Origin of the sequence: Boseongicola sp., from assembly GCA_014075275.1 — a bacterium.
Classification (GTDB): domain Bacteria; phylum Pseudomonadota; class Alphaproteobacteria; order Rhodobacterales; family Rhodobacteraceae.
Genome location: CP046179.1, coordinates 892,670 through 916,720, shown reverse-complemented (window position 1 = coordinate 916,720; position 24,051 = coordinate 892,670). Strand labels below are relative to the sequence as shown.

At 56.2% G+C, this 24,051-nt stretch carries 24 protein-coding genes; 10 read left to right on the top strand and 14 right to left on the bottom strand.

Annotation, left to right across the window (positions count from 1 at the left end):
* Positions 1 to 8 precede the first annotated feature (8 nt).
* On the top strand, positions 9 to 1,058 hold the full coding sequence (locus tag GKR98_04635; GenBank protein QMU57551.1) for a hypothetical protein: 1,050 nt from the start codon (positions 9 to 11) through the stop codon (positions 1,056 to 1,058).
* On the opposite strand, the gene hflX is transcribed toward GKR98_04635, so the two are convergent.
* The 9 genes from hflX to dusB form a co-directional block, all read right to left on the bottom strand.
* Positions 1,031 to 2,269 (bottom strand): GTPase HflX, encoded by a 1,239-nt coding sequence (gene hflX, locus GKR98_04630; GenBank protein QMU59966.1) that lies wholly within the window; start codon positions 2,267 to 2,269, stop codon positions 1,031 to 1,033. The genes GKR98_04635 and hflX overlap by 28 nt on opposite strands.
* Before the next feature lie 38 nt (positions 2,270 to 2,307).
* Positions 2,308 to 2,541, bottom strand: coding sequence for an RNA chaperone Hfq (gene hfq / locus GKR98_04625; protein QMU57550.1), 234 nt, complete (start codon positions 2,539 to 2,541; stop codon positions 2,308 to 2,310).
* Positions 2,542 to 2,696: 155 nt separating this feature from the next.
* Positions 2,697 to 4,205, bottom strand: a complete 1,509-nt coding sequence (locus tag GKR98_04620; GenBank protein ID QMU57549.1) for a TrkH family potassium uptake protein — start codon at positions 4,203 to 4,205, stop codon at positions 2,697 to 2,699.
* The gene (gene trkA / locus GKR98_04615) at positions 4,205 to 5,581 is read right to left on the bottom strand and encodes a Trk system potassium transporter TrkA (GenBank protein QMU57548.1); all 1,377 of its coding nucleotides are present in this window, start codon (positions 5,579 to 5,581) and stop codon (positions 4,205 to 4,207) included. The genes GKR98_04620 and trkA overlap by 1 nt, the downstream gene beginning before the upstream one ends.
* Before the next feature lie 183 nt (positions 5,582 to 5,764).
* The gene (locus GKR98_04610) at positions 5,765 to 7,180 is read right to left on the bottom strand and encodes a response regulator (GenBank protein ID QMU57547.1); all 1,416 of its coding nucleotides are present in this window, start codon (positions 7,178 to 7,180) and stop codon (positions 5,765 to 5,767) included.
* 20 nt (positions 7,181 to 7,200) lie between these two features.
* Entirely contained in the window at positions 7,201 to 9,489 is a 2,289-nt protein-coding gene (locus tag GKR98_04605; protein QMU57546.1) for a HAMP domain-containing protein, read from the bottom strand.
* A gap of 70 nt (positions 9,490 to 9,559) precedes the next feature.
* Positions 9,560 to 10,927 carry a response regulator gene (locus GKR98_04600; GenBank protein ID QMU57545.1) on the bottom strand — a complete coding sequence of 456 codons (1,368 nt, stop codon included), beginning with the start codon at positions 10,925 to 10,927 and terminating at the stop codon, positions 9,560 to 9,562.
* A gap of 29 nt (positions 10,928 to 10,956) precedes the next feature.
* Positions 10,957 to 12,027 carry a PAS domain-containing protein gene (locus GKR98_04595; protein ID QMU57544.1) on the bottom strand — a complete coding sequence of 357 codons (1,071 nt, stop codon included), beginning with the start codon at positions 12,025 to 12,027 and terminating at the stop codon, positions 10,957 to 10,959.
* Positions 12,024 to 12,998, bottom strand: coding sequence for a tRNA dihydrouridine synthase DusB (dusB, locus tag GKR98_04590; protein ID QMU57543.1), 975 nt, complete (start codon positions 12,996 to 12,998; stop codon positions 12,024 to 12,026). The genes GKR98_04595 and dusB overlap by 4 nt, the downstream gene beginning before the upstream one ends.
* Positions 12,999 to 13,193: 195 nt before the next feature.
* Between dusB and GKR98_04585 the strand changes: the two genes are divergently transcribed.
* The 4 genes from GKR98_04585 (at position 13,194) to amt (ending at position 16,635) form a co-directional block, all read left to right on the top strand.
* Positions 13,194 to 14,348, top strand: a complete 1,155-nt coding sequence (locus GKR98_04585) for a bifunctional 2-C-methyl-D-erythritol 4-phosphate cytidylyltransferase/2-C-methyl-D-erythritol 2,4-cyclodiphosphate synthase (GenBank protein QMU57542.1) — start codon at positions 13,194 to 13,196, stop codon at positions 14,346 to 14,348.
* The gene (locus GKR98_04580) at positions 14,345 to 14,833 is read left to right on the top strand and encodes a phosphatidylglycerophosphatase A (protein QMU57541.1); all 489 of its coding nucleotides are present in this window, start codon (positions 14,345 to 14,347) and stop codon (positions 14,831 to 14,833) included. Before GKR98_04585 ends, GKR98_04580 begins: the two co-directional genes overlap by 4 nt.
* Positions 14,830 to 15,306, top strand: coding sequence for a nicotinamide-nucleotide amidohydrolase family protein (locus GKR98_04575; GenBank protein QMU57540.1), 477 nt, complete (start codon positions 14,830 to 14,832; stop codon positions 15,304 to 15,306). The genes GKR98_04580 and GKR98_04575 overlap by 4 nt, the downstream gene beginning before the upstream one ends.
* A 147-nt stretch (positions 15,307 to 15,453) precedes the next feature.
* Positions 15,454 to 16,635: an ammonium transporter gene (gene amt / locus GKR98_04570; protein QMU57539.1), complete on the top strand. Its 1,182-nt coding sequence runs from the start codon at positions 15,454 to 15,456 to the stop codon at positions 16,633 to 16,635.
* Between the two features lie 69 nt (positions 16,636 to 16,704).
* On the opposite strand, the gene GKR98_04565 is transcribed toward amt, so the two are convergent.
* From GKR98_04565 to GKR98_04555, 3 genes are all read right to left on the bottom strand, one after another.
* Positions 16,705 to 17,121 carry a hypothetical protein gene (locus GKR98_04565; protein QMU57538.1) on the bottom strand — a complete coding sequence of 139 codons (417 nt, stop codon included), beginning with the start codon at positions 17,119 to 17,121 and terminating at the stop codon, positions 16,705 to 16,707.
* Between the two features lie 12 nt (positions 17,122 to 17,133).
* Entirely contained in the window at positions 17,134 to 17,649 is a 516-nt protein-coding gene (locus GKR98_04560; GenBank protein ID QMU57537.1) for a hypothetical protein, read from the bottom strand.
* Positions 17,650 to 17,798: 149 nt separating this feature from the next.
* A complete protein-coding gene (locus GKR98_04555; GenBank protein ID QMU57536.1) occupies positions 17,799 to 18,242 on the bottom strand; it encodes a type II toxin-antitoxin system RatA family toxin in 444 nt (147 codons plus the stop codon).
* 64 nt (positions 18,243 to 18,306) lie between these two features.
* Here GKR98_04555 and hpt point away from each other — a divergent pair, with 64 nt between their 5' ends.
* Entirely contained in the window at positions 18,307 to 18,846 is a 540-nt protein-coding gene (hpt, locus tag GKR98_04550) for a hypoxanthine phosphoribosyltransferase (GenBank protein QMU57535.1), read from the top strand.
* A 127-nt stretch (positions 18,847 to 18,973) separates the two neighbouring features.
* On the top strand, positions 18,974 to 19,837 hold the full coding sequence (locus GKR98_04545; GenBank protein QMU57534.1) for a hypothetical protein: 864 nt from the start codon (positions 18,974 to 18,976) through the stop codon (positions 19,835 to 19,837).
* Here GKR98_04545 and GKR98_04540 read toward each other — a convergent pair.
* Positions 19,834 to 20,691: a LysR family transcriptional regulator gene (locus GKR98_04540; GenBank protein QMU57533.1), complete on the bottom strand. Its 858-nt coding sequence runs from the start codon at positions 20,689 to 20,691 to the stop codon at positions 19,834 to 19,836. The genes GKR98_04545 and GKR98_04540 overlap by 4 nt on opposite strands.
* Before the next feature lie 88 nt (positions 20,692 to 20,779).
* Here GKR98_04540 and GKR98_04535 point away from each other — a divergent pair, with 88 nt between their 5' ends.
* The 3 genes from GKR98_04535 (at position 20,780) to GKR98_04525 (ending at position 23,157) form a co-directional block, all read left to right on the top strand.
* Positions 20,780 to 21,247: a cytochrome c gene (locus GKR98_04535; protein ID QMU57532.1), complete on the top strand. Its 468-nt coding sequence runs from the start codon at positions 20,780 to 20,782 to the stop codon at positions 21,245 to 21,247.
* 28 nt (positions 21,248 to 21,275) lie between these two features.
* On the top strand, positions 21,276 to 22,151 hold the full coding sequence (locus GKR98_04530) for a c-type cytochrome (protein ID QMU57531.1): 876 nt from the start codon (positions 21,276 to 21,278) through the stop codon (positions 22,149 to 22,151).
* A 64-nt stretch (positions 22,152 to 22,215) separates the two neighbouring features.
* Positions 22,216 to 23,157, top strand: a complete 942-nt coding sequence (locus GKR98_04525) for a homocysteine S-methyltransferase family protein (GenBank protein QMU57530.1) — start codon at positions 22,216 to 22,218, stop codon at positions 23,155 to 23,157.
* Here GKR98_04525 and lipA read toward each other — a convergent pair.
* Positions 23,037 to 23,981, bottom strand: coding sequence for a lipoyl synthase (gene lipA, locus GKR98_04520; GenBank protein QMU57529.1), 945 nt, complete (start codon positions 23,979 to 23,981; stop codon positions 23,037 to 23,039). The two genes, GKR98_04525 and lipA, sit on opposite strands and share 121 nt — an antisense overlap.
* Positions 23,982 to 24,051 lie beyond the last annotated feature (70 nt).

Here is a 24,051-nt window from a genome sequence, read left to right as displayed (position 1 = left end):
AGTCTGTTATGCCAGTTTCATATTGGGCGCGTGGAGATAGTAATACCGCGAACAACGCTTCGCTGAATGCGCGTGGCATCAATCAGCAGTCGACCACATTGTTGACTTTTGAGGCAGATCCCAGTGCCCCGGGTGGTGGCGATACGACATTGGATCTGAACAATGGGTTACCCGATCCGGACACGCTGGTTTATGTCAACGGATCGACGACGGCGATATCGTTCACCGTCGAGCTATATGGCGACCTGCCAACGTCGAACAAACTTTCTAACGTCGGGTCTAACAACACTGACCTTCGCGGCGAGCAGGTCTATATCCTGACCCTGGAAACCGGTGAACGGTTGTTCGTTGTGAGTTCTCTTGGAATGACCACGACAGGATTGGATCCAACGGGGCATCCTGATTACACTGATAACTTCAACATCATGGACAACTTTCCCAACGGCGCACATCAGTTGGGAAATGTGGTGCCGTGTTACGCTGCCGGAACTTTGATACGCACAGCGGACGGCCAAAAGCTGGTCGAAGATATCGTGCCGGGCGACATACTTTGGACGGATGACGATACACTCGCCACCGTACGGTTCGTGTCGTCCCGCAAAGTAACAGCCGAAGAGATGCGCATCTTCGACAGCCTGTGTCCGCTTATTATCCCCGCTGGAAGCATTGGGCCATCGGAACCTGAGCGCGATCTTACGGTGACACCTTTGCATCGCATTCGTATTGCCGACGGAGAGGTTCATCGGCTGTTCGGATTGGACCGCGTATTTGTAAGCGCCAAAGAGTTGCCGTTCGCGCGTGTCGCTGCACTTGAGGACACAACATTCTACCACTTCCTGTGTGATCGCCATGTGGCTGTGATGGCGAATGGATGCGTCAGCGAAAGCCTTTATCCCGGCGATGTTGCCCGCATGTCATTGTCACCGGACGACCGCATCAAACTGAAAGCGGCCTTGGTGCCGGGTTCCATCCAACAAACCGCCTATCCCTGTTTGACGGCGAAAGAGGCTTCGGTTTGGCGGGATGCGGTTCAGAGGCGCGAAAAGCGCACGGCCTGAGCTGGCGTCCAGTTGACGGTCAATTCCACGCCACCCTCGGTTTCGCGCTCGTCTTTGACGATGCCCTGCTCAAAAGCCCAGGCACGTTTCCGCCCTTCGGCGTGAGTCAGTGTCAAAACTGCCGATTTGCGGTCGCGATCAAGGTGGCGACCGATGGCGTCGACCAGAACCTCCTGCCCTTCGCCGGTGACAGCGGAAAGCAAAAGCACGTCTTCGATGCGATTTGCGATGGTTTCGAGCTGGTCCCGATCTTCGGCCGGAACCAAATCGACTTTGTTCCAGATCTCTATCTGCGGAGTGTCTTCGGTGACGCCAAGTTCGGATAGAATCGCGTTCACATCCTCGGCCTGAATTTCGGTCTCGGGGTGGGAGATATCGCGTACATGCAGGATCAGGTCCGCTGCCAATACTTCTTCCAGCGTTGCACGGAACGCCGCGACAAGCTGTGTCGGCAGATCTGATATGAATCCCACCGTGTCTGACAGGATGACATCCCGACCGGAACTTAGGGTAACTGAACGCATGGTCGGGTCGAGCGTGGCAAACAGCATGTCCTTAGCCATGACGTTGGCCCCGGTCACACGGTTGAACAGGGTGGATTTGCCAGCGTTGGTATATCCGACAAGTGCAACAATCGGATAAGGAACCTTGGCACGTGCCGAGCGATGGAGGGCGCGGGTTTTCACCACTTTTTCCAACTGCCGTCGCAATCGGGTCATCTGATCGTCAATGGCACGTCTGTCTGCCTCGATCTGGGTTTCGCCGGGACCACCGACAAAGCCAAGTCCGCCGCGCTGACGCTCCAGATGGGTCCAGGCGCGAACCAAACGTGTTCGTTGATAACTGAGGGCCGCCATTTCCACCTGAAGCACACCCTCGCGGGTGGCTGCACGGTCCGAGAAGATCTCTAAAATGAGCCCGGTGCGATCCAAGAGCTTGGCTTTCCAGGCCCGTTCCAGGTTGCGCTGCTGAACTGGCGTGACTGGACCATCGATCAAGACAAGATCGATCTCTTCAGCTTTTATTCTACTGCCGAGTTCTTCGACCTTGCCCGAGCCGAACAGCATGCCGGGACTTGGCTTGGCAAGACGCACGATATCACAGCCGATGACATCAAGGCCCGGAAGAGCCGCTGCAAGCGACACAGCTTCGTCTAAAGCAAACTTCGGCTCGCGCCGCGAGGCCTCGGACGAGATATCTGGATGTAGCACAATCGCGCGGGTTGGCCGCGCGTCAGTTTCATTCACGCTTATTCTTCGCCGTCATAAAGATTGATCGGCTGCGATGGCATGATCGTTGAAATGGCATGTTTGTACACAAGCTGCGACTGGCCATCACGGCGCAGAAGTACGCAGAAGTTGTCAAACCAGGTGATAACGCCCTGCAGCTTTACGCCGTTGATCAAAAAGATGGTCACCGGAACCTTTGTCTTTCTGACGTGATTGAGAAAGGCGTCCTGCAAATTCTGTCTGTCCGAAGCCATGGGTCTTATTGCCTTTATTCTTGCCTTCTGGGTGGGAGCGGGTCGGATTGCCCCCCGAATGGTCGCTACTATGGAACGCCAATTCGGCGGTTACCAGAGCTAAATGTGCTCTGAGTTGTGCAAGAATTTCACATTAACGGCAGGATAATTTGCCGTTAGCGCCAGAAGTCGGGGTTCAGAAGCGCAATAATGGCCAGAGTTTCGAGCCGCCCGAGAACCATAGACGCACTGGCTATATACTTGGTTGCATCCGACAGCTGACCAAGAGTGATCGGCTCGGCGCCGGCCACATTCAATAGAGGGCCGGTCGTTGAAAGTGTGGAAATCGCCAATATGAGCGAGGCCTCGAAATCAAAGCCGACAAAGGCAAACAGGGCCGAAACGCCAGCGATTGAAATGGCGAAGAGCATGAAGAAGATCCACGCAATATATGCGCCATGGCGACGAAACCGTCTTTGTGTGCTTCCCGTGCGGGCAACGGACGATGGAAATGAGAGTTTATCCATTTCGCGCACCCCGTGTTTATAAAGTGCATAGACCCGCAAAAGTTTTACGCCGCCCGCTGTGGTTGCAACGCCGCCGCCCAATATAGCCAGTCCCAGCAACAGGATGCCCGGTGATTGCAGCCCTGACCATGCCCGCGCGCTTTCCCAATAGGCACTTTCAAAGCCAGTGGTCGTCAGAAACGAAGCAACCATGAAGATGCTGCCCCAGATGCTGCGTAATCCTTCGGTTATCGTGACGACGGTTTCGTCTTCCAAGATCACGATCCAATGGCGCAAAAACAACAGAATGGGCAGAGCCACGATCAGAATGAGGCCCAGACGCACCTCGGGATCATCAGCAATCGCGCGGCCGCCAATGGCCACATCTTCGCCTGAAAAGGTCGCCCGGCTGAGTGCAAAGATCAAAAACAGGAAGATCAGGAATTCACCACCGATGCCAGAAGCTGCCTGATCGGGACCAACACCAGAGGTGATGCCAGAAGTTGCCATGGTCGACATCGCATGGATTACGCCGACCAATGGTGTTTCGCCTGCCAGGATCAGGGCCACCCACAGAACCAGCGTCAGACCGGCGTAGATTGGGGCAAGGCGTACGGTGAACCGGACCAATCTGTCGGCCGGATCCGTCGACTGGGTCATCATGACCGAGTCAGCCTCAACCCGGGCGCTGTCGGCGGATATGACTTCAAAGCCGCCCAAATTCAAAGGGGCCAGAATAGCAACTGCGGTGACCCAGATGAACAACCCGCCCAGCCAGCCAACCATGGCGCGCCACAGATGTAAGGTGTCAGGCAGCCTTTCGGCATCGAACAGAGTTAACCCGGTGGTGGTGATGGATGACACCATTTCGACATAGGCGTTGATGAACCTTGTGTCCGGAACCGCCTCATAAAACGGCACCGCAAACATCACGGGCAGGATCGCGAAAAAGGCGAACATCGAAATCAGATGACTGCGCCCCTGCCTGCGGATCCGCAAATTCGATGTCGTTAACACCAGCATTGTAAATAATAGCAGAAACAAAACCGCGGAATAAAGGAAGGCCCGCGCTGAATTCAGATCGCGGGTGGAATAGGCATGAATGGCCGGGATCAACATGATTGCCGCCCCTATTCCCATCAACACCACAAACAATGGCAAAGACCGCAGACGCGCCATCAGAAGAAGTCGATCGAGACTTGGAACAACCTTTCGACTTCGGGCACATCGCTGGCCATTGCGAAGACCACGATCACATCGCCTTCTTCAATTCGAGTGCTGGCCCGGGGTTTCAGGACTTCGCCGTTTTTCAGCACCGCTCCGGCCAACACGCCTTCGGGAAATTCTATGTCGCTGATGGTTTTGCCGGCCATTGGCGAAGTTGACAGTATCTGTGCCTCAATCACTTCCGCCTCGGCGTCGCCAATCGAATACACGCCGCGCACACGGCCATGGCGAATGTGCCGCAGAATTGAACTGACAGTCGTGCCCCTCGGATTGATGTAGGCATCGATATCCAGCGGGTCCAGAAGGGGTATAAGCGTCGGATCGTTGACCAGGGCAATCGTCAGGGGACAACCGGCTTGCTTGGCTCGCACCGCCGCCAGGAGATTGGTCTTGTCATCATCGGTGACCGCCAAAATGGCATCGGCGCGATCTACGCCCGCCTCGGACAACAGCTCCATATTCAGGCCGTCACCATTCAGAACGATTGTGCGCTCCAATGCATCAGCGGCCAATTCAGCGCTTTTGCGGTTCTTTTCGATTACCCGTGCGCGCAAGCGTTCAGTACGGCTTTCAAGAGCTCGCGCAACGGCAAGTCCAACATTGCCGCCACCAATAATAAGGACCCGTTCCTGACGCGCCACTGTTTTACCGAAAATCTCAAACGTCCGGTTCACATCTTCGACGTGACACATCAAATAGATCTGGTCGCTGACGAAAAGCTGATCGCCTGAATTTGGCGTGAACAACCGACCTTTGCGCCGAACACCAACAACAATGGCTCGCAAAGTTGAAAACAGATCTGTGAGCTGACGCAGTGGCGTATTCACCACCGGGCAATCTTCATCCAGTTGGATGCCGACCAGCTGCGCTTGCTCATCCAGAAACAATTCAGTGTCAAAAGCAGCCGGCGCAGACAATCGTCGCAAAGCGGCTTCGGCCACCTCACGCTCTGGGCTAATGACCACATCGATAGGCATGTGATCGCGACGATAAAGATCGGAATAAATAGCGGTCAGATAGCTTTGGGCCCTGAGACGGGCGATCTTGCGCGGCACCGAGAATACCGAGTGCGCCACCTGACATGTCACCATGTTGACTTCGTCCGAGTAAGTTGCGGCGATAATCATATCCGCATCGCGCGCGCCAGCACGCTCCAGAACGTCCGGATAACTGGCGTGGCCAGCGATGCCGGTCACATCCAAGGTTTCTGTGATCCGGCGAACCAATTCAGGATTGTTGTCCACAACCGAGACATCGTTCCGCTCACCCGACAGATGCCGCGCAATCTGCCAACCGACCTGGCCTGCGCCACAGATAATGACCCTCATGCGTGCCTCACGCTCTGTGTCCGTCCAACGTGTCTGACATGACACCCGGTTTGGTTCAAGACCACAGAAATTCGCTTCTTCTGTTCAAAAATACTTCGGGGGAGACGACGAATGTCGTCGGGGGCAGCGCCCCCAATCCCCAATATCCTGTCTGCGCGGTGCCAACAGCGCAGTCCGCTGGATTTATGCATCCTCTTCGGCATCTTCGCCGACCGTGGCAAAACGAGTACCCGAGCGCGACGAGGTAACGACATTCAGTGACTTCAGTTTGCGGTGCAATGCCGATCTTTCCATGCCGACAAATCCGGCTGTTCGGCTGATGTTTCCACCAAATCGATTGATTTGGGTCAGCAGATACTCGCGCTCGAATATTTCACGGGCTTCGCGCAGCGGCAGTGTTGCAAGACCGCCGGACAAAACCACACGCCCGTCGTCTTCGCCTTCGTTTTCTGGGCCGCCCGGAATTTCCGAGGACTCGATTTTGCCCTTGGCGTCGCCCAGGATCAGCACCCGTTCGATAACGTTTTTCAATTGTCGAACATTTCCGGGCCAGGCGACAGTTTGCAGCATGGCGATCGCGTCGTCGGACAACTCTCGCAGTGGTAGGCCCTGGGTTCGGTTGAATTCACCGATAAAGAACTCTGCCAACTCTGGAATATCCTCGCGACGTTCGGCAAGGGATGGCACATCAATCGGCACGACGTTCAGACGATGGAATAACTCCTGGCGGAAATTTCCGTCTTCCACTTCTTGTTCAAGATGCTTCGTGGTCGATGAAATGACACGCAGATCAACCCGCACCATATCGCCGCCACCAACGCGCTGGAACTGCTGTTCGGTCAACACACGCAGGATTTTTGACTGGGTGCCCAAAGGCATATCTGCGATCTCGTCAAAGAAGATAACCCCGCCGTGGGCCTGCTCGAATAGACCCGGTTCAATGCCGCGCCCGGTGCTTTCACGCCCGAACAGCACGTCTTCCATACGATCCGGTTCGATCGAGGCCGAATTCACTGTGATAAAGGGCCCTTCAGCGCGATTTGAATTGGCGTGAATGAAGCGTGCGGCGATCTCTTTACCGCTACCTGCCGGGCCGCTCAGCATCACACGGCCATTTGATTTCGTGACCTTTTCCAAATTCGCCTTCAGCGCCCGGAATGCCTGGGACGAGCCGACCATGTCGGCAGTGGTCACATCCTTGCGCCTGAGCGCCGAGTTTTCGCGTCTGAGCCGCGAGGTTTCCATCGCCCGCGTAATCACCACCATCAGCTGATCAATGTTGAACGGTTTTTCGATGAAGTCATAAGCACCCTGCTTAATGGCTGCGACGGCAATTTCGATATTGCCGTGCCCCGAGATGATGATCACCGGCACATCTGGATTATCGCGTTTCACAGCTTTCAGGATGTCGATGCCGTCCATCTGGCTGTCTTTCAGCCAGATATCCAAAATCATCAGCGAAGGTGCTTCTTTGTTCATCTCGGCCATGGCCTGATCGGAAGTTCCCGCCAGCCGAGTGGTAAAGCCCTCGTCCTTTAATATATCCGAAATGAGTTCCCGGATGTCTCTTTCGTCGTCGACGATTAGAATATCGCCCATGTCCGCCTCCTCGATACTTACTATTCCGCGACTTTTAAGTCGCTGGTTTCACTTTGCCCCGCCAGGATTGGCAGGAGGATTTCTGCGCGCGCACCAATTTGCCCCGATGCGTCAAGGGGATCGGCGTCCACCAGATTGAGCGTGCCGCCGTGTTCTTCGATAATTTTCTTCACGATGGGCAGGCCGAGACCAGTGCCCTTTTCGCGGGTCGTCACGTAGGGTTCAAACAATCGCGAGCGATCCTCGGGCAGTCCGATGCCGTTGTCTGAGATTGAGATTTTGGCGGTGTCGCCTATTGTTTGGAGCTCGACCAGAACGCGGGCATTGTGACCATCCGGAAGACCTAACTTTTCTTTCAGACTTTCAACCGCTTCGCCTGCGTTCTTGATCAGGTTTGTCAGCGCCTGACCGATCATGGTAGAATCCAGTTCCGCCATGACGGGATGATCTGGCAATTCGCTATCCAGCGATACGCCTTCTGCCGCATCCTGCTGCAAGAGTACAGCGTCGCTGACCAGGCGCCCCAGATCATGTTGAGAGGTATCCGGCTCGGGCATACGGGCGAATTTCGAAAACTCGTCTACAATGCGCCGCAAGTCATCAGTCTGTCGAATGATAACATCGGTCATGCTGTCTAATTGCGCGACATCTTCACCAGCAGCGTCTCGGAATTTACGTTTTATGCGTTCGGCAGAGAGTTGGATTGGGGTCAGCGGGTTCTTGATCTCGTGGGCAATCCGACGGGCCACGTCGCCCCATGCGGCCATGCGCTGGGCTGTGACCAGATCGGTTACGTCGTCAAAGGCGATCACATAACCTTCGTTTTCACCATCTTCATCATCTCGCAACGCTACGCGAACAAGCAATGATTCTGCTGCACCGCGCCGGGTTAAACGCACTTCCGCCTGTTCAACTTCGCGCCGGGATGTCTGCAGTTCTTTCAAGAGCGGCGCAAACTCTGGCACGAAAACGTCCAGCGCGACCCCTAATTCACCTTTGCTGTCCATCTTCAGAATGCGTTCGGCGGATTTGTTGATAAAAGTTGTTCGACCTTCAGCATCAAGGCCAATGACCCCGGCCGTGACTGACGACAGCACGCTATCGAACAACCGACGGCGTTCTTCAGTATGCTGATGGGTTTCCAAAAGAGCATCGCGCTGGCCCTTAAGTTGCCGGGTCATTTGGTTAAATAGCCTTCCCAACATTGCGATCTCGTCTTCGCCCGGCTCATCCGGGACACGGACATCCAAATCCCCGTCACCGACGCGCTGTGCAGCACCGGCCAGACGACCGACGGGTTGGGCCAAACGCTCGGCAAACCAAAGGCCAAGCCAAATAGCGGCCAATATCAGAATAACGGCAAATCCGAGATAAAGCAGACCAAACTCGAACACGACGCGACCGCGTTCGCTTTCCAACTGGGTGTAAAGTTTCGCGGTTTCTTCGGCTTCGTCCAGCAATCCCAGGATACGGCCATCCACATCACGCGAAACATAAAGGTATCGATCTGGATAGGCAGAGAGCGGCATCAACGCCCGCATTTCATCAACGACAAGGTCTTCAATGATAACGGTTTCGCCGGACTTGGCACGCGCCAGATCAGCAGCGTCAGGTCGTTCAAAGTCAAAAAGATACGACCGCTCGCCACGGGTTCGAATTTCTGCGGCGCCGTCGATCACATAAGCTTCGCGCAGCCCGCGCTGGATTTGCCCCTGGGCTTGTCCGAGCAATTGTCTGAGTTCGCCATCACTAACAAAGAAGTTTCGTGTGCGTGCGCCATCCAGAAGCCCCGCTAGTGCTTCGGCATCGGCCCGAAGGTCATTGCGTTGATCTTGCTGGTAAGCCTCTGTCGCGGACAACGACGCGCCCACCACACTGCGCACACGCTCTGAAAACCATCCTTCCAGTCCGATGTTGATGGTAAGACCGGCGAATATGGCGACCGTGACAGTCGGGATCAGGGCGATTAATCCGAACACGCCGGTCAGACGCAAGTGTAGGCGAGAGCCCGCTGATTTTCGTCGCCGGGCAATGATCATTGAACCAACACGAGCGGCTACAAGAGCGGCGACGACCAGCACATAGACAAGATCTGCCAGCAAAACGAGTCGCAAGGAGAATGCGGTTGCGGACCGATCAAGCGGCCCCAAAATCAAGAATGTCAGGACGGCAAGTACCGGGCCCAAAAGGACCAAACCCAGCGTCGCCGCATTCTGCACGCGCCGCATCCGTCTGAGACGGTTAAGTTTTTCTAGTGTTGCCGCCCGCGCGCGCCCCGCCACCCGGACCCTCCAAATGTTGTGCCGCATGATGCGGCGACCGCTCTATATCGGTGATCGTTTGCGTAGAGTCACGCATCGGCCACTCTCTGTTGCGGTTTTACATCAATTTGCGTCGGCGTGTCACGCGGATATCGAGCTCTGTGATCTTCTTTCTGAGGGTATTTCGATTAATTCCCAAAAGATCGGCACATTTTGCCTGATTTCCACCGGTCGCATCGAGGGCAATCTCGATCAGGGGCATCTCCATTTCGCGCAAGATTCGCGAATAAAGTCCGGGCGGTGGCAATTGCCCGCCATGCAGATCAAAATAGCGACGCAGATGCTTTTCGATGGAAGCCGACAGACGCTCGCTGTCGCCCCCGCCTGTCAGCGGCTCAATGGCGGGTTGGTTTCCAAGACCCAGTTCGACCTCAGCGCGACCGATGGTTTCCTCTCCCCCAGTGATCGACATGCGGCGAATGGAGTTCTCTAGCTGTCGGACATTACCCGGCCATGAATAGGCGCGTATCAGGTCCAACGCCTCGCCGGACAATTTCCGCAGAGGCAATCCGTCCCGCTCGGCGCGGGCGAGAAAATGTTCGGCCAAAAGAGGGATGTCTTCGACACGCTCACGAAGGGCCGGCACTGCAAGACTGACGCCGCCGAGGCGATAATAAAGGTCCTGCCTGAAGGCACCGCTTTCCAGCTTGGACGTCAGATCGGCCTGACTGGTGGACAAGATGCGCGGGCCGCCGTCGGTAAAACTGTCGAGCATCCGCACGATACGGGCCTGTGCGTCTTCGGTCAGGTCGCTGACCTCGTCAAACAGAAGCGTGCCGTTGCGCGCCCGAGAAATCAGTTTGGCTGGACCTTCCATTTCTGCAAGGTCGGACGCAGTGGCGACGACAAAAGGAAGGGTGCGACGGTCGCTGAGATCATGGATGGCGCGGGCGATCAGAGATTTTCCCGTGCCGCTTTCACCGGTGATCAACACTGGAAGGTCGGCGTTCATGACCCGCGCCACCAGCCGGTAGAGATCCTGCATCGCGGGCGTGCGCCCAACCAGCGGTAAATCATCGGTCTGATCTTCGAGGTCGTCCGACTTGGGTTGCGGCGCGCGGCGTTTGATCTCTAATGCACGAGCCGCCCGCTTCATCAGGTCGGGCAGATCAAAGGGTTTTGGCAGATAGTCATAAGCGTCCGCCTCAGTGGCCTGAATGGCAGTCATGATCGTGTTCTGGGCCGAGATTACAATGACGGGAAGCCCCGGTTGCGCCGCCGAGATTTTCGGCAATTGATCCAGCCCGTTGCCATCGGGCATGACGACATCCGAGATCACCAGATCGCCTTTCCCCTCTTCAACCCAGCGCATCAGAGTGACCAGCGACGATGTGGCGTGAACCTTGCAGCCAGCACGGGTCAGGGCCTGGGTCAGCACGGTACGGATGGTGCGGTCGTCGTCAGCGACAAGAATGGTGCCGTCCATCTAAAGGGAACTCCTGTGTATTATCGCGATCATGCGGTGGCCTCTTTCGAGGCGACCGGCAGGGAGATGCGGAAAACTGTGCGGCCCGGAACACTGTCGACGCTGATCCAGCCGTCGTGGTCCGAGATGATTTTGCTGACCAGTGCCAACCCCAAGCCGGTGCCGTTCTCACGACCCGACACGAAGGGGTCAAAGACGTTGGCGATAATGTCCGGTGGCAAGCCGGGGCCATCGTCGATGATTTCGACCTGCAACGGCAAGCTGCCAACACCGTCTTTGCGGCGCAGGCGTAGGGACATGTCGTAAAAGGTTCTGAGGCGGATGGTGCCGGGATCCCCGCGTGTGGCCTCGGCCGCGTTTTTCAGAAGGTTCAGGAACACCTGAACCAATTGATCGCTGTCGACATGGGTGGCAGGAAGCGAGGGGTCATAATCCTCAACAAGAGTCATATGGGCCGCGAAACCGACGTTTGCGGATTTGCGCGCGCGATCGAGAATGTCGTGGATGTTAATCGCTTGTTTCTGCGGTGGGCGCAGGTTGCCGAATTGCTCGACTTGTTCCAGCAATTTCACGATGCGGCGGGTTTCCGCGACGATGAGGTCCGTCATTTCCTGATCTTCACCGGAAAGGTTCATAGAAAGTAGTTGTGCAGCGCCTGTAATGCCGGCCAATGGGTTTTTGATTTCATGAGCCAGCATCTCGGCCATGCCGATGGCGGACTTTGCAGCCGATTTCACCGACATGGAGCGACCAAGGCGATCGGCCAGCCCGCGCGGTTCCATCAGCACCAGGACAAATCCGGGCATCTGGGTCATTGGGGCGACCTGAATGTTGCAATTGATCGGGGCGCTATTGCCGGTGCCGACATCGACGTTGTTCATGAACAGGGAAGACTGATCGCTACGCACCCTTCGAAAGGCGTCATCCAGCGGCGCGTCAATGGCCAGCCGGTCGAACAGCGGCGCGCCACGGGTCGCGCGAGCAGACGCGTTGAGGAAACTTTCGGCGGCGGGGTTAACCTCGGATATCGCACCGCCGGGGTCGATCAGAAAGGCGGGAACGGGCAGCGAGAGCCAGAGGTTTTCCTGAAAAGTGTTCATGCCGCCACCCTGTGTTCCAGCGCGTCGGGCAAAAGGCTGCGCACGGTGTCGGGGGTACCGGTCAGGACCAGTTTGCGGATATCGGCAGGTGTTCCTGCGGTGTCCATATACCAGCCGAGGTGCTTGCGGACGACGCGGGCGCCCAGCGTTTCGCCATAAAATGACAGCGAGTGCTCGAAATGTTCGGCGACCATCTGGGTAAAGTCCCAGCCGATGGGGATATTGGGTGCCGGTCCCAAGCCAAGGGCCCATGCTGTCTCGGCCAAGCGCCACGGAGCGCCTTGAATGCCGCGTCCAATCATAACGCCGTCAGCGCCGGACGCTTTGAGGGCTTTCCGCGCCGTTTCGGGACCAGTGATGTCGCCGTTGGCGATGACCGGAATGTTGACGGCTTGCTTGACGTCCGCAATAGCGGCCCAATCGGCGTGGCCCTTGTAGAACTGACAGCGTGTGCGTCCGTGAATGGTGATCATTTGGATGCCTGCGCATTCCGCGCGCCGCGCAATGTCAGCGGCGTTCAGGCAGTCATCATCCCAGCCAAGGCGGGTTTTCAGCGTGACGGGAACATTCACCGCATTCACCACCGCCTCGATCAAAGAAAGCGCGTGGTCCGGTGTTTTCATCAAAGCCGAACCGGAGAGACCGCCGGTGACCTTTTTGGCCGGGCAACCCATGTTGATGTCAATGAGTTTGGCGCCGTTGCTTTCAACCATGCGCGCAGCTTCAGCCATCCAATAGGCGTCGCGACCCGCGATTTGCACCGAAGTCGCCGCCTGATCAAAACCAAGCTCAGCGCGTTCACGCACGCCGGGTTTGGCTTGGACCATCTCCTGACTGGCCACCATCTCGCTGACAACCAAGCCCGCGCCAAAGCTGGCGACCAACCGACGGAACGGCAGATCGGAAATTCCGGCCATCGGGGCCAGAAAGACCGGTGGGTCCAAAACAAGATTGTCGACGTGAATCGCCATGCTTTTCCTTGCGGCTTTGGCTTCGAACTAGCCCTGTGACTGTGTCACCTCAATGAATTCACGGTGCTTTTGGAGTAAAATAGCCCGAAATGTCATCATATGCACAATAATTAAGCAAAATAGACCGGAAAAGCTGAGCATTGCTCCTAAACGCGCCACGGCCTAGAGGATGTGCATGAAGGTAGGAGCCTAGAGATGAGCACAGCGGCAGTCATAGTCGCAGCCGGCCGCGGCACGCGCTTTGGTGGTGAGTTGCCCAAGCAATGGTGTGACTTGGCTGGGCAAACGGTTGCCGCCCGTACTTTGCAGGTGTTCAGCACACATCCGAAAATCGACCGATTGGTTCTGGTTTTGCACGCTGATGATATTGAGACATCTCTTTGGCCAAGTGAATTCGCTGCGGACATCGTCGTTGGTGGCGCAACGCGGGCTGCTTCGGTTCGCGCAGGCCTTGAGGTGTTAGAAGGTGATGCAGATCGTGTTTTGATCCATGACGTGGCCCGACCATTAATCAGTCATGCCGTGATTGATCGGGTGAATGATGCTCTGGATGAGTTCGAAGGGGCTGCGCCGGCGCTGGCGATTACCGACGCCCTGTGGCGGGGAGATGCCGGGCTGGTGACCGGCACCGAGGACCGGACAAATCTATATCGGGCGCAGACGCCTCAGGGGTTTGATCTGACCAAGATTCTAGATGCACATCGAAGCGCGACGGGCGCTGAGGCTGATGACGTCGAGATTGCCCGTGCCGCAGGTTTACGGGTCGGAATTGTCGATGGCGATATCGACAATCTGAAGATTACAACGCCCGAAGACCTTGTGCGGGCCGATGCGATTTTGCAGGAACGGGATGGTGGCGTGATGGATATTCGCACTGGGAACGGGTTTGACGTTCATAGGTTCGGACCAGGTGATCATGTCGTCTTGTGCGGAGTTGCGGTCCCCCATGGGCGCGGCCTTCAGGGACACTCGGATGCGGACGTGGGCATGCACGCCATTACGGATGCAATCTATGGGGCTTTGGCCGAGGGCGACATCGGACAGCATTTTCCGCCCAGTGATCCGCAATGGAAAGGCGCGGCCAGCGACATTTTCCTACGCCATGCGGTGGCGATGGCCGCTGAGCGGGGGTTTGCGATTGGCAATGTCGACTGCACATTGATTTGTGAGCAGCCGAAAATTGGACCGCATGCAGCCGCCATGCGGGAAGTGTTGTCGGAAATTATGGGCGTTGGGCTGGATCGGGTCAGCGTGAAGGCTACGACGTCTGAACGTCTTGGATTCACAGGTCGCGAGGAAGGGGAGGAAGGGATTGCGGCATCGGCGACCGCAACCTTGGTGCGCACATGAGACGGATGATCCTGAGTTTCTTTGGCGCAGGATATTTGCGCCCTGCCCCTGGCACCTGGGGATCTTTGGCTGCGCTGCCCTTTGCTTGGGTCTTACATGTACTTGGTGGCCCCGCCGCTTTGGCCGTCGGCGCTGGGCTGGCCTATGCGATTGGGTTGGCGGCGACGCGAATTGAAACCGAGGGTGCCGAGGACCACGACCCGTCGTGGATCGTGATCGACGAAGTTGTGGGGCAATGGATCGCCTTGATCCCGGTATCGGCGGGTGCGCAGGCCATGGGGGCGGATGTCCTGAGATTGTGGCCAGGAATACTGGCTGCGTTTCTGTTGTTCCGTCTTTTCGACATCACCAAACCATGGCTTGTGGGACAAGCAGATCGGCGCGGAGATGCGACCGGTGTGATGTTGGATGACGTCTGGGCGGGACTGTTTGCAGCGGTCGGCGGTCTGTTGTTGGCAGCATTGGCGCATCAGGTGCTGATGTGAGGGCTGAAGACGTCCTTGATCTGGCAAGAGCACAGAGCGTGATGATCGCCACCGCAGAAAGCTGCACGGGCGGTTTGATTGCGGGAGCTTTGACCGAAGTGCCTGGGTCATCCGATGTCGTGGATCGCGGCTTTGTCACATATTCCAACGCGGCCAAGGGTCAAATGCTTGGCGTTGACCGCGATCTGCTTGCGGACCATGGGGCTGTCAGCGAAGAAGTTGCCGGCGCCATGGCCGAGGGCGCGCTGAGGCAGTCTGAAGCACATTTGACGGTTTCGGTGACGGGGATAGCCGGTCCGGGCGGTAGCGAGAACAAGCCAGAGGGTCGGGTCTGCTTTGGAATTGCAATGGATGGCCGGGTGACGCTTAAGGAAACTGTTGAGTTCGGTTCCATAGGGCGGTCGAACGTGCGCGCGAAGACAGTTGATCACGCCTTGAAGTTGTTGACGGATGCCCTTTCACACTCTGCCTAATATTTCACCACACCGCACGAATTGAAGCCCGTTTCGCGGGCAATCATGGATCTGCCTAAGAAATAACCGCCTCGAACCCTACTTGCTGCTTTTACTTGCAGACCAGTCGCAGTTCTTAGCCCCAACCAATAATCTGGAGGGATAGTTATGGTAGGGGCAGATACCGCCTGGATCATCGTGGCGACCGCACTTGTGTTGTTCATGACATTGCCGGGACTGGCGCTGTTTTACGGCGGGCTGGTTCGGGCGCGGAACGTGCTGAGCGTTTTCATGCATTGCTATGCCATTGCCTGCGCGATGAGTGTGGCCTGGCTGGCGCTGGGCTATTCGATTGCCTTTGGCTCGGGCGGAAGCGGCATCTGGGGCGGCTTGGACAAGATGTTCCTTGCGGGTGTGACGGCTGATAGCCTGTCGGGCACCCTGCCCGAGGTTCTGTTCTTTGCCTTTCAGATGACATTCGCGATCATCACCCCAGCGCTGATCGTCGGGGCCTATGTCGAGCGGATCAATTTCGCCTTCGTCATGCTGTTTTCGACCTTGTGGATGCTGATTTGCTATGCACCTGTTGTGCATTGGATTTGGGGCGGCGGCATGCTGGCTGACGGCGGTATCTTTGGCGAGATCGGCGCGCGTGACTTTGCCGGTGGTATCGTGGTGCATGAAACCGCCGGTATTGCCGCGCTGGTCATCGCCTTCATGTTGGGTGCGCGCAAGAACAACACCACTCCGCCGCACAACCCCGGCTATGTTATGATCGGAGCAGCAATGTTGTGGGTCGGTTGGTTTGGTTTCAACGGTGGTTCGCAACTGGCGGCAGACGGCGGTGCAGCTATGGCATTGACCGTCACCCATATCTCAGCAGCCACCGCTTCACTGAGCTGGGCGTTCTGGGAGCGGATCAAATACGGGAAATCCTCACTTGTCGGCATGGTTACGGGCACAATCGCTGGCCTGGCGTCGATCACACCGGCTTCTGGCTTTGTTGGCCCGGTCGAGGCGCTGGTGATCGGTGCGGTGGCTGGCATCCTCTGTCAGGAAGCCGTCAACCTCATTCGCAACCAGCTGAAAATCGACGACACCTTGGACGTTTTCGCGGTGCACGGCGTAGGCGGCATCTTCGGCACGATCATGATTGCGGTCTTTGGTCAGGGCGCGTGGGCGGCCCAGCTTGGTAGCCTTGTGATCGTCGGTATCTTTACCGTGGTTGTGACTGTGGCATTGGTGATCATCACACGTGCAATCGTTGGAATGCGGGTCGACGAAGAGACCGAGGTTACCGGTCTGGATCTGGCTCAGCACGGCGAGCGAGCTTACGACATGTCGTCGTGAGTTGCGGCACTATCAAATAAAAAGGGCGGACCCAAGGGCCGCCCTTTGTCGTTTGCAAATGCTTTTCGGTTAGCGAATGCGATCGAGTTCCCAATCGAACCCAAGATCGTCATTGGCGACAGTAATTCGCCACATCTGTCCCGGACGAATTGCCTTCATCGGAATTTCGATGGTGTCCGTGCCTGTGTTTCCCCCAAGCCAACCGGCTTCTTCAAAGGCCAGCGCCAGGTGCAGCGGCTGGCCGGTGGGAAGTCCGACCATATTTCCCAATTTGGAAAACTCGCGGGTGCCAAGATATTCCATATTCGGCCCTTTTGGGCCGGACCAGACATCAAGGTAAACACTGCGCTTTGTCATGAAACCGCCATCAACCGACGACAGTTTCAGTTGCATGTTTGCGGGGCCTTGATCCTGAAAGTCTTTGACACCACCACAGGCGGCCAGAAATGCCGCTGCTGATAAGGCAAGAAGTGCTCTGCGTTTCATAATACGCCCCCCTTAAGGCAAGTCAGGGCAGCGAATTGCACCGCCTTTGGCCCATTGTTCAACGGCTTTGTTGATCGGGCCATTGCCAAACTTGCCGCCGTAGAACTTAAGCTCTGTTCCGCCGCTTGCAGGGTGAATATCGGCTACATAGGCAAAACCTTCTTGCTTCATGCCAAATACAGTTTGCCCATTCCCTACGCGCTTGTGCATCGCAAGCTCGGTGAAGCCGCGACGAGAGTTGACCTTAGTATTATAAGTGACTTCGGTGCGGTAATACTGTGTTGCGTTCATGTAACCAGTCGATGCATATCCTTCGTCCACGACCGTCCGGTTCATGCATTTTCTAACACCGGTCCGCACGCTCGTGACCACAGCCGAATAGTTTCGCGATATTTTCGTTGTTGTCTGCTGACTCATGAAAGCCCCGCCGTTTACGGCGCTTCTGAGTTCCGCTGCCGATTGCGGTGCCGGTGTACAGCCGGCAACTGCCAATCCGGCCAATATTCCAAAGGAAAGTTTGAGTCTCATCGTCTGCTCCGTATTCAAATTCATTTCTAAAATGCCGGGCTCCCGCCCGATCTGAGAAAACTGCTATTCATGAAATTGGGCAGGATTTTGGCCGTTATCGGCGGATTTCTAGACTGTTGTTGCCGTGCGAGGTGCAAAAGAAATGGGGTTTAGCCGCAAAGTTCCGCAGCGCGCTTTTCAAAAGCCCCAACAATGCGGTGCATGGCTTCGTTGAAAAAGACGGTTGCCGTCGCCTGAAGAATACGGTTTTTGAACTCAAAATCGACGTCAAAACTAACGTCGCATCCGTCCTCGCAGTCGACAAATGACCAATTTGAAACAAGGTATTTGAATGGCCCGTCCAGATACTCGGTTTCGATCTTCTTGGCCTCGGGCCACAACGTCACTCTGCTGCCGAATTTTTCGCGGAAAACTTTAAACGAGATCACGAGATCGGCCAACATGATCTGATGATCACCCTCTTCGGTCACAGAGCGAATGCGTGCAGCCGCTGTCCATGGCAAAAAATCGGGATAGTTCCCAACATCCGCCACCAGATCATACATCTGTTGGGCGCTGTAGGGCATGTGACGGGTTTCAGAGTGGATTGGCATTGGCTTCGGGCTGGTCAGGACTTGTCCCTTAAGTGTAGGAACGACAGGAACAGTCAAGGGGGATATGCCAGTGACGCAGCCTTACGTGATCGACGAGATGATCTCGGCCAAGACAATTGCAGCGCGGATCGAGGATCTGGCGCGCGAGATCAAAGAGACGTTCAACGGCACCGAGAAGCTGGTGGTTGTCGGATTGCTGCGCGGATCGTTCGTCTTCATCGCCGATCTGGTTCGTGAATTGGACATGAACGTCGAAGTCGATTTCCTGGAGGCTTCGTCTTATGGCGACAGTATGGAAAGCAGCCGCGAAGTTCGTATTTTGAAAGACCTTCGCGGAGAGATTGGCGGACGCGATGTTTTGCTTGTGGAGGATATCGTCGATACAGGCTTCACGCTTTCGCATGTCACGCAGTTGTTGAAAACGCGAGAACCCCGAAAGTTCGAAACGATTGCATTGCTGGATAAACCTTCGCGACGTGAAACTGACATTAAGGCCACATGGACAGGTTTCGAGATTCCTGACGAATTCGTGGTTGGCTACGGGATTGATTACGCCCAACGGAACCGCAACCTGCCATATATCGGCAAAGTGCGTTTCACATAGGCGTCTATCCGCCCAAAACTGCGTCTGCTGGGACACAGGCAAAATCGTCAACACTTTGTTGCTTTGTCGGCGCTACTCTAGAGCGATAAAGTGCGGGTTGTGAGGGCCTCGACTAAGGAACGCATCAGTGCGTCTGGCCCCGGCATTTATCCTGATTTTATCAGTAGTTCCGGCATCGGCCGAGCCGCCTCGAATCGAGGGGGCATTTCAGTTTGGGTCTGACGTTGCCAGCGACGCCAGCCAAAGCGACATCGCGACATTGACCACGTTCCAATATGGCGGGGCGTTAGTGACCGGTCGGTTAGAGTTGGGGCGCAGCCATGTTGGTGATCGCGAGGCTTCATATGCCAGTGCGGGGCTTGGACTGCCTTTTGCTTCAATTGACGTCGGACGTCCGCGTTCGATCTTCGAAGTCGGACCACTGCCGACCTTGCCGAGATACGGCTCGACAGGGTTGCGCGAAGCATTGCGCCCGATTGCTGCCGAAGCAGCTTTGAGCGAGACACTTGGAACAGGAGTGCGGGTTTCAGGCGAAGCAGGTGCCTGGCATTTGGGCACGTCGGTGCATTGGCTTGAGGACATCGACGAGTCGGTTGTTGGTGTTGCCGGTCGATTGGATGTTCCTGTTCTTGATAGCCTTGACCAGTTTATCGTCTACGGCGGCGCAGAAACGGACGGAACTGAGGATCGCTTTTTATTGGGAACTGAAGTGACCTGGGACGCCGCTACGGCTGCGATTGATTTGGTGCGCAGTGACAGCGATGCGGGCTTCCTGCTGTCACAACTTTCGGTTGGATACGAAATGCGCGACGGGCTGACTTTAGGAGTTTCCGGCTCTTACCAGACGGATGATCTTACCGACGAAGGCGAAGCCCGGTTTGGGCTTGGGGCCGCGTATTCGCTGGACACCGGCGCAGTCTGGCGCGGCGGCATCGAAGGCGCAGACAGCCAAGATTACTCGCTGGATGTCACAATCGGATTCGAGTTCTAGGGGGCAAGGATCGGCCCCAGCGCACGCAATCTTTCGGTCAGAAATGACCGGGGTCCCTTGATGCGGCCCGACCCAACCAGATCTTTATGGCAAGCGACCCAAAGCGGAACCGATGGCAGAGACTTTGGGGCCTCGAGCTTGATCAAACCCTTCCAGGTGTTGCCAACGAAAACCGGCAAGACCGCACGCCCTGCCCCTTCAGCAACCATAGCCGCCAGTGTCAGAAAGCTATCGGCAGAAACTTCCGGTGCCGCACCAGACAGCCGGTCGCGAAACCAGGCGGCGGCTTTGCTGCGTTGCAACGGCCCGGCAAACCCCAGCCAGGCATCCCGCCCCTCTGGCGAGCCGTATACGGCAAAGGCCAGCTTTCCGGCCGCCAGACCATGGAGATCGTCCGGCAATTGATCGGTCGGACGCACGGCAATATCCGCCTGAAGACGTGACACGTCCACATAGGCATTGGCCGAAATCAGCTCGATTGGTTGACCATCGTTAGCCTGAAGGTCCTGAACTATTGGCGGAAGGATGCGTGAACAAAAAGTATCTGTGGACGTGATCCGCAACCGTCCCGGTGACAACGATTTTTCCGCATCGATTAACCGGCCAACCTGTTGAAGCGATTTTCCGGCGGTTCGAATGGCCTCGATCAATTCGCGTCGATCCGCCGACAGACGGTAGCCGCGCGCAGTTTTGTCGAACAATCGCACTTTATGTTTGGTTTCGAAGGATGCGATGCGCCTAAGAACTGTCGCATGATTTACGCCAAGGTATCGCGCCGCGCCCGCGACGGATCCTTGATCTTCGACCGCAAGGACAAAGCGGAGGTCATCCCAGTCCATCTGTGCATTTTTCATGACGAGGCCCGCGTTTTTGCAGAGTTCCCTTTTTCCTAAACTAGCCTAGGCTTTTGCGACAGGACAAATTTCAGGAGCATTCAATCTTATGATCAGTTTACGTTCCCTTGCAGTCTCTGCTGCAGTAGTGGCCATGGCCGGCGCTGCAATTGCCGACAGCCATCAGACAAATCCGGCTATCAAGGCACGGCAGGCCCTGATGGAGCTATATGGCCACAACAATTATTATCTTTTGAACATGTCTCGCGGCCGCATCGACTATAATGCTGAATCAGCTCAGGCAGCAGCCGACAGTCTAAGTGCCCTCATGCAAGTCAGTCAGATGCGGATGTGGGCTCCGGGCACTGATGCCGAATCCAGCGCTGGAACCCGCGCATCACCTGATATCTGGGCCAATTTCCCAGACGTCTTTGCAAAAGCCGGGGCCGTGGTGGTCGCAGTTGGTGAGCTTCAGCAAGTTGCCGGGGACGGCGCAGACGCATTGGCACCGGCGATTGCGAAAGTTAACGGAGCTTGCAACGCCTGCCACAAAGACTATCGGCTGCCAGAAGGCTAAGCTCCGAAATCAAGCCAAGAGGCTTTGAATGCGCCGAATATTGTATGGCCTGATTGTCATCGGGCTTGTTGTTGCATTGGCCGGACTTTGGATCACGCGGCCCGAGCGCGTTGATGCTGCTGTGTTGGCGTCGCTGGACGGCGATACTGAACGTGGTGAAGTTGTCTATTGGGCCGCGGGCTGTGCATCGTGTCACACCGCGCCCGATAGCGATGACAAGTTGGCTTTGGCCGGGGGACAGAAGTTCGCCACGGATTTTGGCACGTTTCTTGCGCCAAATATCTCACCGGACCCGGCAAATGGCATTGGCAACTGGACAGTCGCGGACTTTGCATCAGCGGTGACACGCGGCACGTCCCCGGACGGTAAACATTACTACCCGGCGTTTCCCTATACCAGCTATGGCCGGATGACGGATCAGGATGTTGTCGACCTTTGGGCATTCATGAAAGCCCTTCCTGCTCAGTCGACGCCAAACAAGCCACACGAGGTTGGGTTTCCGTTCAATATCAGGCTGTCACTTGGCGGCTGGAAACTCTTGTTTTTTGACAGACAAGCAGATTTGAGCACATCGGATAATGAGCGCGGTCAGTATCTGGTCGAAGTGTTAGGTCATTGTGCCGAGTGCCACACTCCGCGCAACATTCTGGGTGGCTGGGATAGATCGCAATGGCTGGCTGGTGCGCCAAATCCATCAGGGCGTGGTCGGATACCGGGCCTGCGACCGGGTCAATTGGATTGGGCATTGGACGATCTGGAGTTTTATCTGGATACCGGTCTGACACCTGATTTTGACAGCGCGGGCGGCGAGATGGTTTCGGTCATCGAAAACCTGGCGCGGCTTTCAACCGAAGATCGGTTGGCCATTGCACAGTATATCCTAAGCTTGCCAGCGTCGAATTGAAGGTCAACTCGACCATAGGCCCTACCCCTGCTAAAGTTTCTCTCTGACAAGGTGGGAGACGACAATGGCGAGAGAGGAATTTCCTCCGAAGATACCGGGACGGCTTTACCTGACCGAAGGCGGGATCGAGACAGAAATCATGTATAAATGGGGCCACGAGTTGCCCGAATTTGCCATGTTCACATTGCTGGATAACCCGGAAGCCGTCGAGGATATGAAGGGCATCTGGCGACGGTATCTGGATGTTTGCAAACGTCAGGATATGATCCCGCTATGCGCAGGAATTGACTACCGCGCCAGTCCGGATTGGGGCGCCAAATTGGGGCTGACACCAGATGGTTTAGCCGATATGCAGCTTCGCGCCATCCGCTTTTTGCAGGATTTGATTGGAGAATATGATTTTGATCTGGCCTATGTCGTCGGTGCGGTTGGGCCACGCGGCGATGCCTACGGAACCGGTGGAACGATCACAGCTGAAGAGGCTCGCGCCTATCATCGGGTCCAGCTTAGCACCCTGAAAGAAGCCGGTGCGGATCTTGGGTGGGCGATGACTTTCAATAATATCCCCGAGGCCATTGGTGTCGCGCAGGCTGGTGCGGACGTTAGTATTCCTGTTGCCATTTCGTTGACACTGACGTCGGAACACCGGTTGAGAAGCGGACCAACTTTGCGCGAGGCGATCGAGGCCATTGACGATGATGTTGGTGATCTGGTGGCTTTTTATTCGGTGAACTGTTCGCATCCGCTGGAAATTGAACCCGCGTTTGACGGCGGCGACTGGATGCAGCGCATCCGCGCGATCCGGCCCAACGCCAGCGCTATGGAAAAAATTGCGCTTTGTAAGATCGGCCATCTGGAAGACGGAGATCCCGAAGAGTTGGGGGGTCAATTGGCAGATGTCGCGGCGCGCAACCGGGCAAAATCATCGCCCGCATGGTACGATGAGCGTGTCAGCGGTGTGGCTGAAACCATGAGGAACCCTTTGCCGAAGGCGGCCTTTTCATAGGCGGCGAATTCTTCAGGTGTAACGAAACGGTCAACATGATGGTGCTTTGGGGTTGGCTGCAGGTATTGGCCAATGGTCAGGAAATCGATGTCGGCGGCGCGCATGTCGTCCATGACGGCGTGGACGGCCTGCTTGTCTTCACCGAGGCCCACCATGATACCGGATTTGGTGAACATGGTTGGATCAAGTTCCTTCACGCGCTGCAGCAGGCGCAGGCTGTGGAAATACCGCGCACCGGGACGGACCTCGGGGTAAAGGCCGGGCACAGTTTCAAGGTTATGATTGAAAACGTCAGGCTTGGCATCTACGACAATCTCAAGGACTGAGTCATCTGCGCGGATGAAGTCCGGTGTCAGAATCTCAATGGTCGTATTTGGCGACTGACGACGGATGGCACGGATCGTCTGGGCGAAATGTTCGGCACCGCCATCTTCGACATCGTCGCGATCGACCGAGGTGACTACGACGTGGTTCAGGCCGAGCTTCTTAACAGCATCAGCGACGCGGCCCGGCTCGAACACGTCCAGGTCTTCGGGCGGCTTTCCGGTCGCGATGTTGCAGAATGTGCAGGCGCGGGTGCAAACCTCGCCCATGATCATCATGGTGGCGTGGCCCTGGCTCCAGCACTCGCCCACATTCGGGCAGCCGGCCTCTTCACAGACGGTAACCAGTTTATGCTCGCGCATGATGTTGCGAGTCTGCTTGTAGCCCTCACTTGTCGGGGCTTTGACGCGGATCCAATCGGGTTTTTTCGGTTGCGCATTGTCCGGTCGATTGGCTTTTTCCGGGTGGCGTTGTGCCGGTATTTTCAGATCGCGTGTCATTGAAGGCCCTGATTGTTTAAAAACCCATATATGCCAATGCGCGGGATTGGCAAAGGTCTGCCAGTGCAGA

What these genes read in the sequence shown, in the direction of transcription:
- lipA (QMU57529.1), bottom strand. Translation starts at nt 23,981, where the DNA reads ATGACACGCGATCTGAAAATACCGGCACAACGCCACCCGGAAAAAGCC.
- GKR98_04620 (QMU57549.1), bottom strand. Translation starts at nt 4,205, where the DNA reads ATGGCGCGTCTGCGGTCTTTGCCATTGTTTGTGGTGTTGATGGGAATA.
- GKR98_04540 (QMU57533.1), bottom strand. Translation starts at nt 20,691, where the DNA reads ATGAAAAATGCACAGATGGACTGGGATGACCTCCGCTTTGTCCTTGCG.
- dusB (QMU57543.1), bottom strand. Translation starts at nt 12,998, where the DNA reads ATGGCGATTCACGTCGACAATCTTGTTTTGGACCCACCGGTCTTTCTG.
- GKR98_04610 (QMU57547.1), bottom strand. Translation starts at nt 7,180, where the DNA reads ATGGGCGATATTCTAATCGTCGACGACGAAAGAGACATCCGGGAACTC.
- GKR98_04580 (QMU57541.1), top strand. Translation starts at nt 14,345, where the DNA reads ATGAGACGGATGATCCTGAGTTTCTTTGGCGCAGGATATTTGCGCCCT.
- GKR98_04560 (QMU57537.1), bottom strand. Translation starts at nt 17,649, where the DNA reads ATGAGACTCAAACTTTCCTTTGGAATATTGGCCGGATTGGCAGTTGCC.
- trkA (QMU57548.1), bottom strand. Translation starts at nt 5,581, where the DNA reads ATGAGGGTCATTATCTGTGGCGCAGGCCAGGTCGGTTGGCAGATTGCG.
- GKR98_04635 (QMU57551.1), top strand. Translation starts at nt 9, where the DNA reads ATGCCAGTTTCATATTGGGCGCGTGGAGATAGTAATACCGCGAACAAC.
- GKR98_04565 (QMU57538.1), bottom strand. Translation starts at nt 17,121, where the DNA reads ATGAAACGCAGAGCACTTCTTGCCTTATCAGCAGCGGCATTTCTGGCC.
- GKR98_04555 (QMU57536.1), bottom strand. Translation starts at nt 18,242, where the DNA reads ATGCCAATCCACTCTGAAACCCGTCACATGCCCTACAGCGCCCAACAG.
- GKR98_04530 (QMU57531.1), top strand. Translation starts at nt 21,276, where the DNA reads ATGCGCCGAATATTGTATGGCCTGATTGTCATCGGGCTTGTTGTTGCA.
- GKR98_04595 (QMU57544.1), bottom strand. Translation starts at nt 12,027, where the DNA reads ATGAACACTTTTCAGGAAAACCTCTGGCTCTCGCTGCCCGTTCCCGCC.
- GKR98_04535 (QMU57532.1), top strand. Translation starts at nt 20,780, where the DNA reads ATGATCAGTTTACGTTCCCTTGCAGTCTCTGCTGCAGTAGTGGCCATG.
- hfq (QMU57550.1), bottom strand. Translation starts at nt 2,541, where the DNA reads ATGGCTTCGGACAGACAGAATTTGCAGGACGCCTTTCTCAATCACGTC.
- GKR98_04605 (QMU57546.1), bottom strand. Translation starts at nt 9,489, where the DNA reads ATGCGGCACAACATTTGGAGGGTCCGGGTGGCGGGGCGCGCGCGGGCG.
- amt (QMU57539.1), top strand. Translation starts at nt 15,454, where the DNA reads ATGGTAGGGGCAGATACCGCCTGGATCATCGTGGCGACCGCACTTGTG.
- GKR98_04585 (QMU57542.1), top strand. Translation starts at nt 13,194, where the DNA reads ATGAGCACAGCGGCAGTCATAGTCGCAGCCGGCCGCGGCACGCGCTTT.
- GKR98_04525 (QMU57530.1), top strand. Translation starts at nt 22,216, where the DNA reads ATGGCGAGAGAGGAATTTCCTCCGAAGATACCGGGACGGCTTTACCTG.
- GKR98_04600 (QMU57545.1), bottom strand. Translation starts at nt 10,927, where the DNA reads ATGGACGGCACCATTCTTGTCGCTGACGACGACCGCACCATCCGTACC.
- hpt (QMU57535.1), top strand. Translation starts at nt 18,307, where the DNA reads ATGCCAGTGACGCAGCCTTACGTGATCGACGAGATGATCTCGGCCAAG.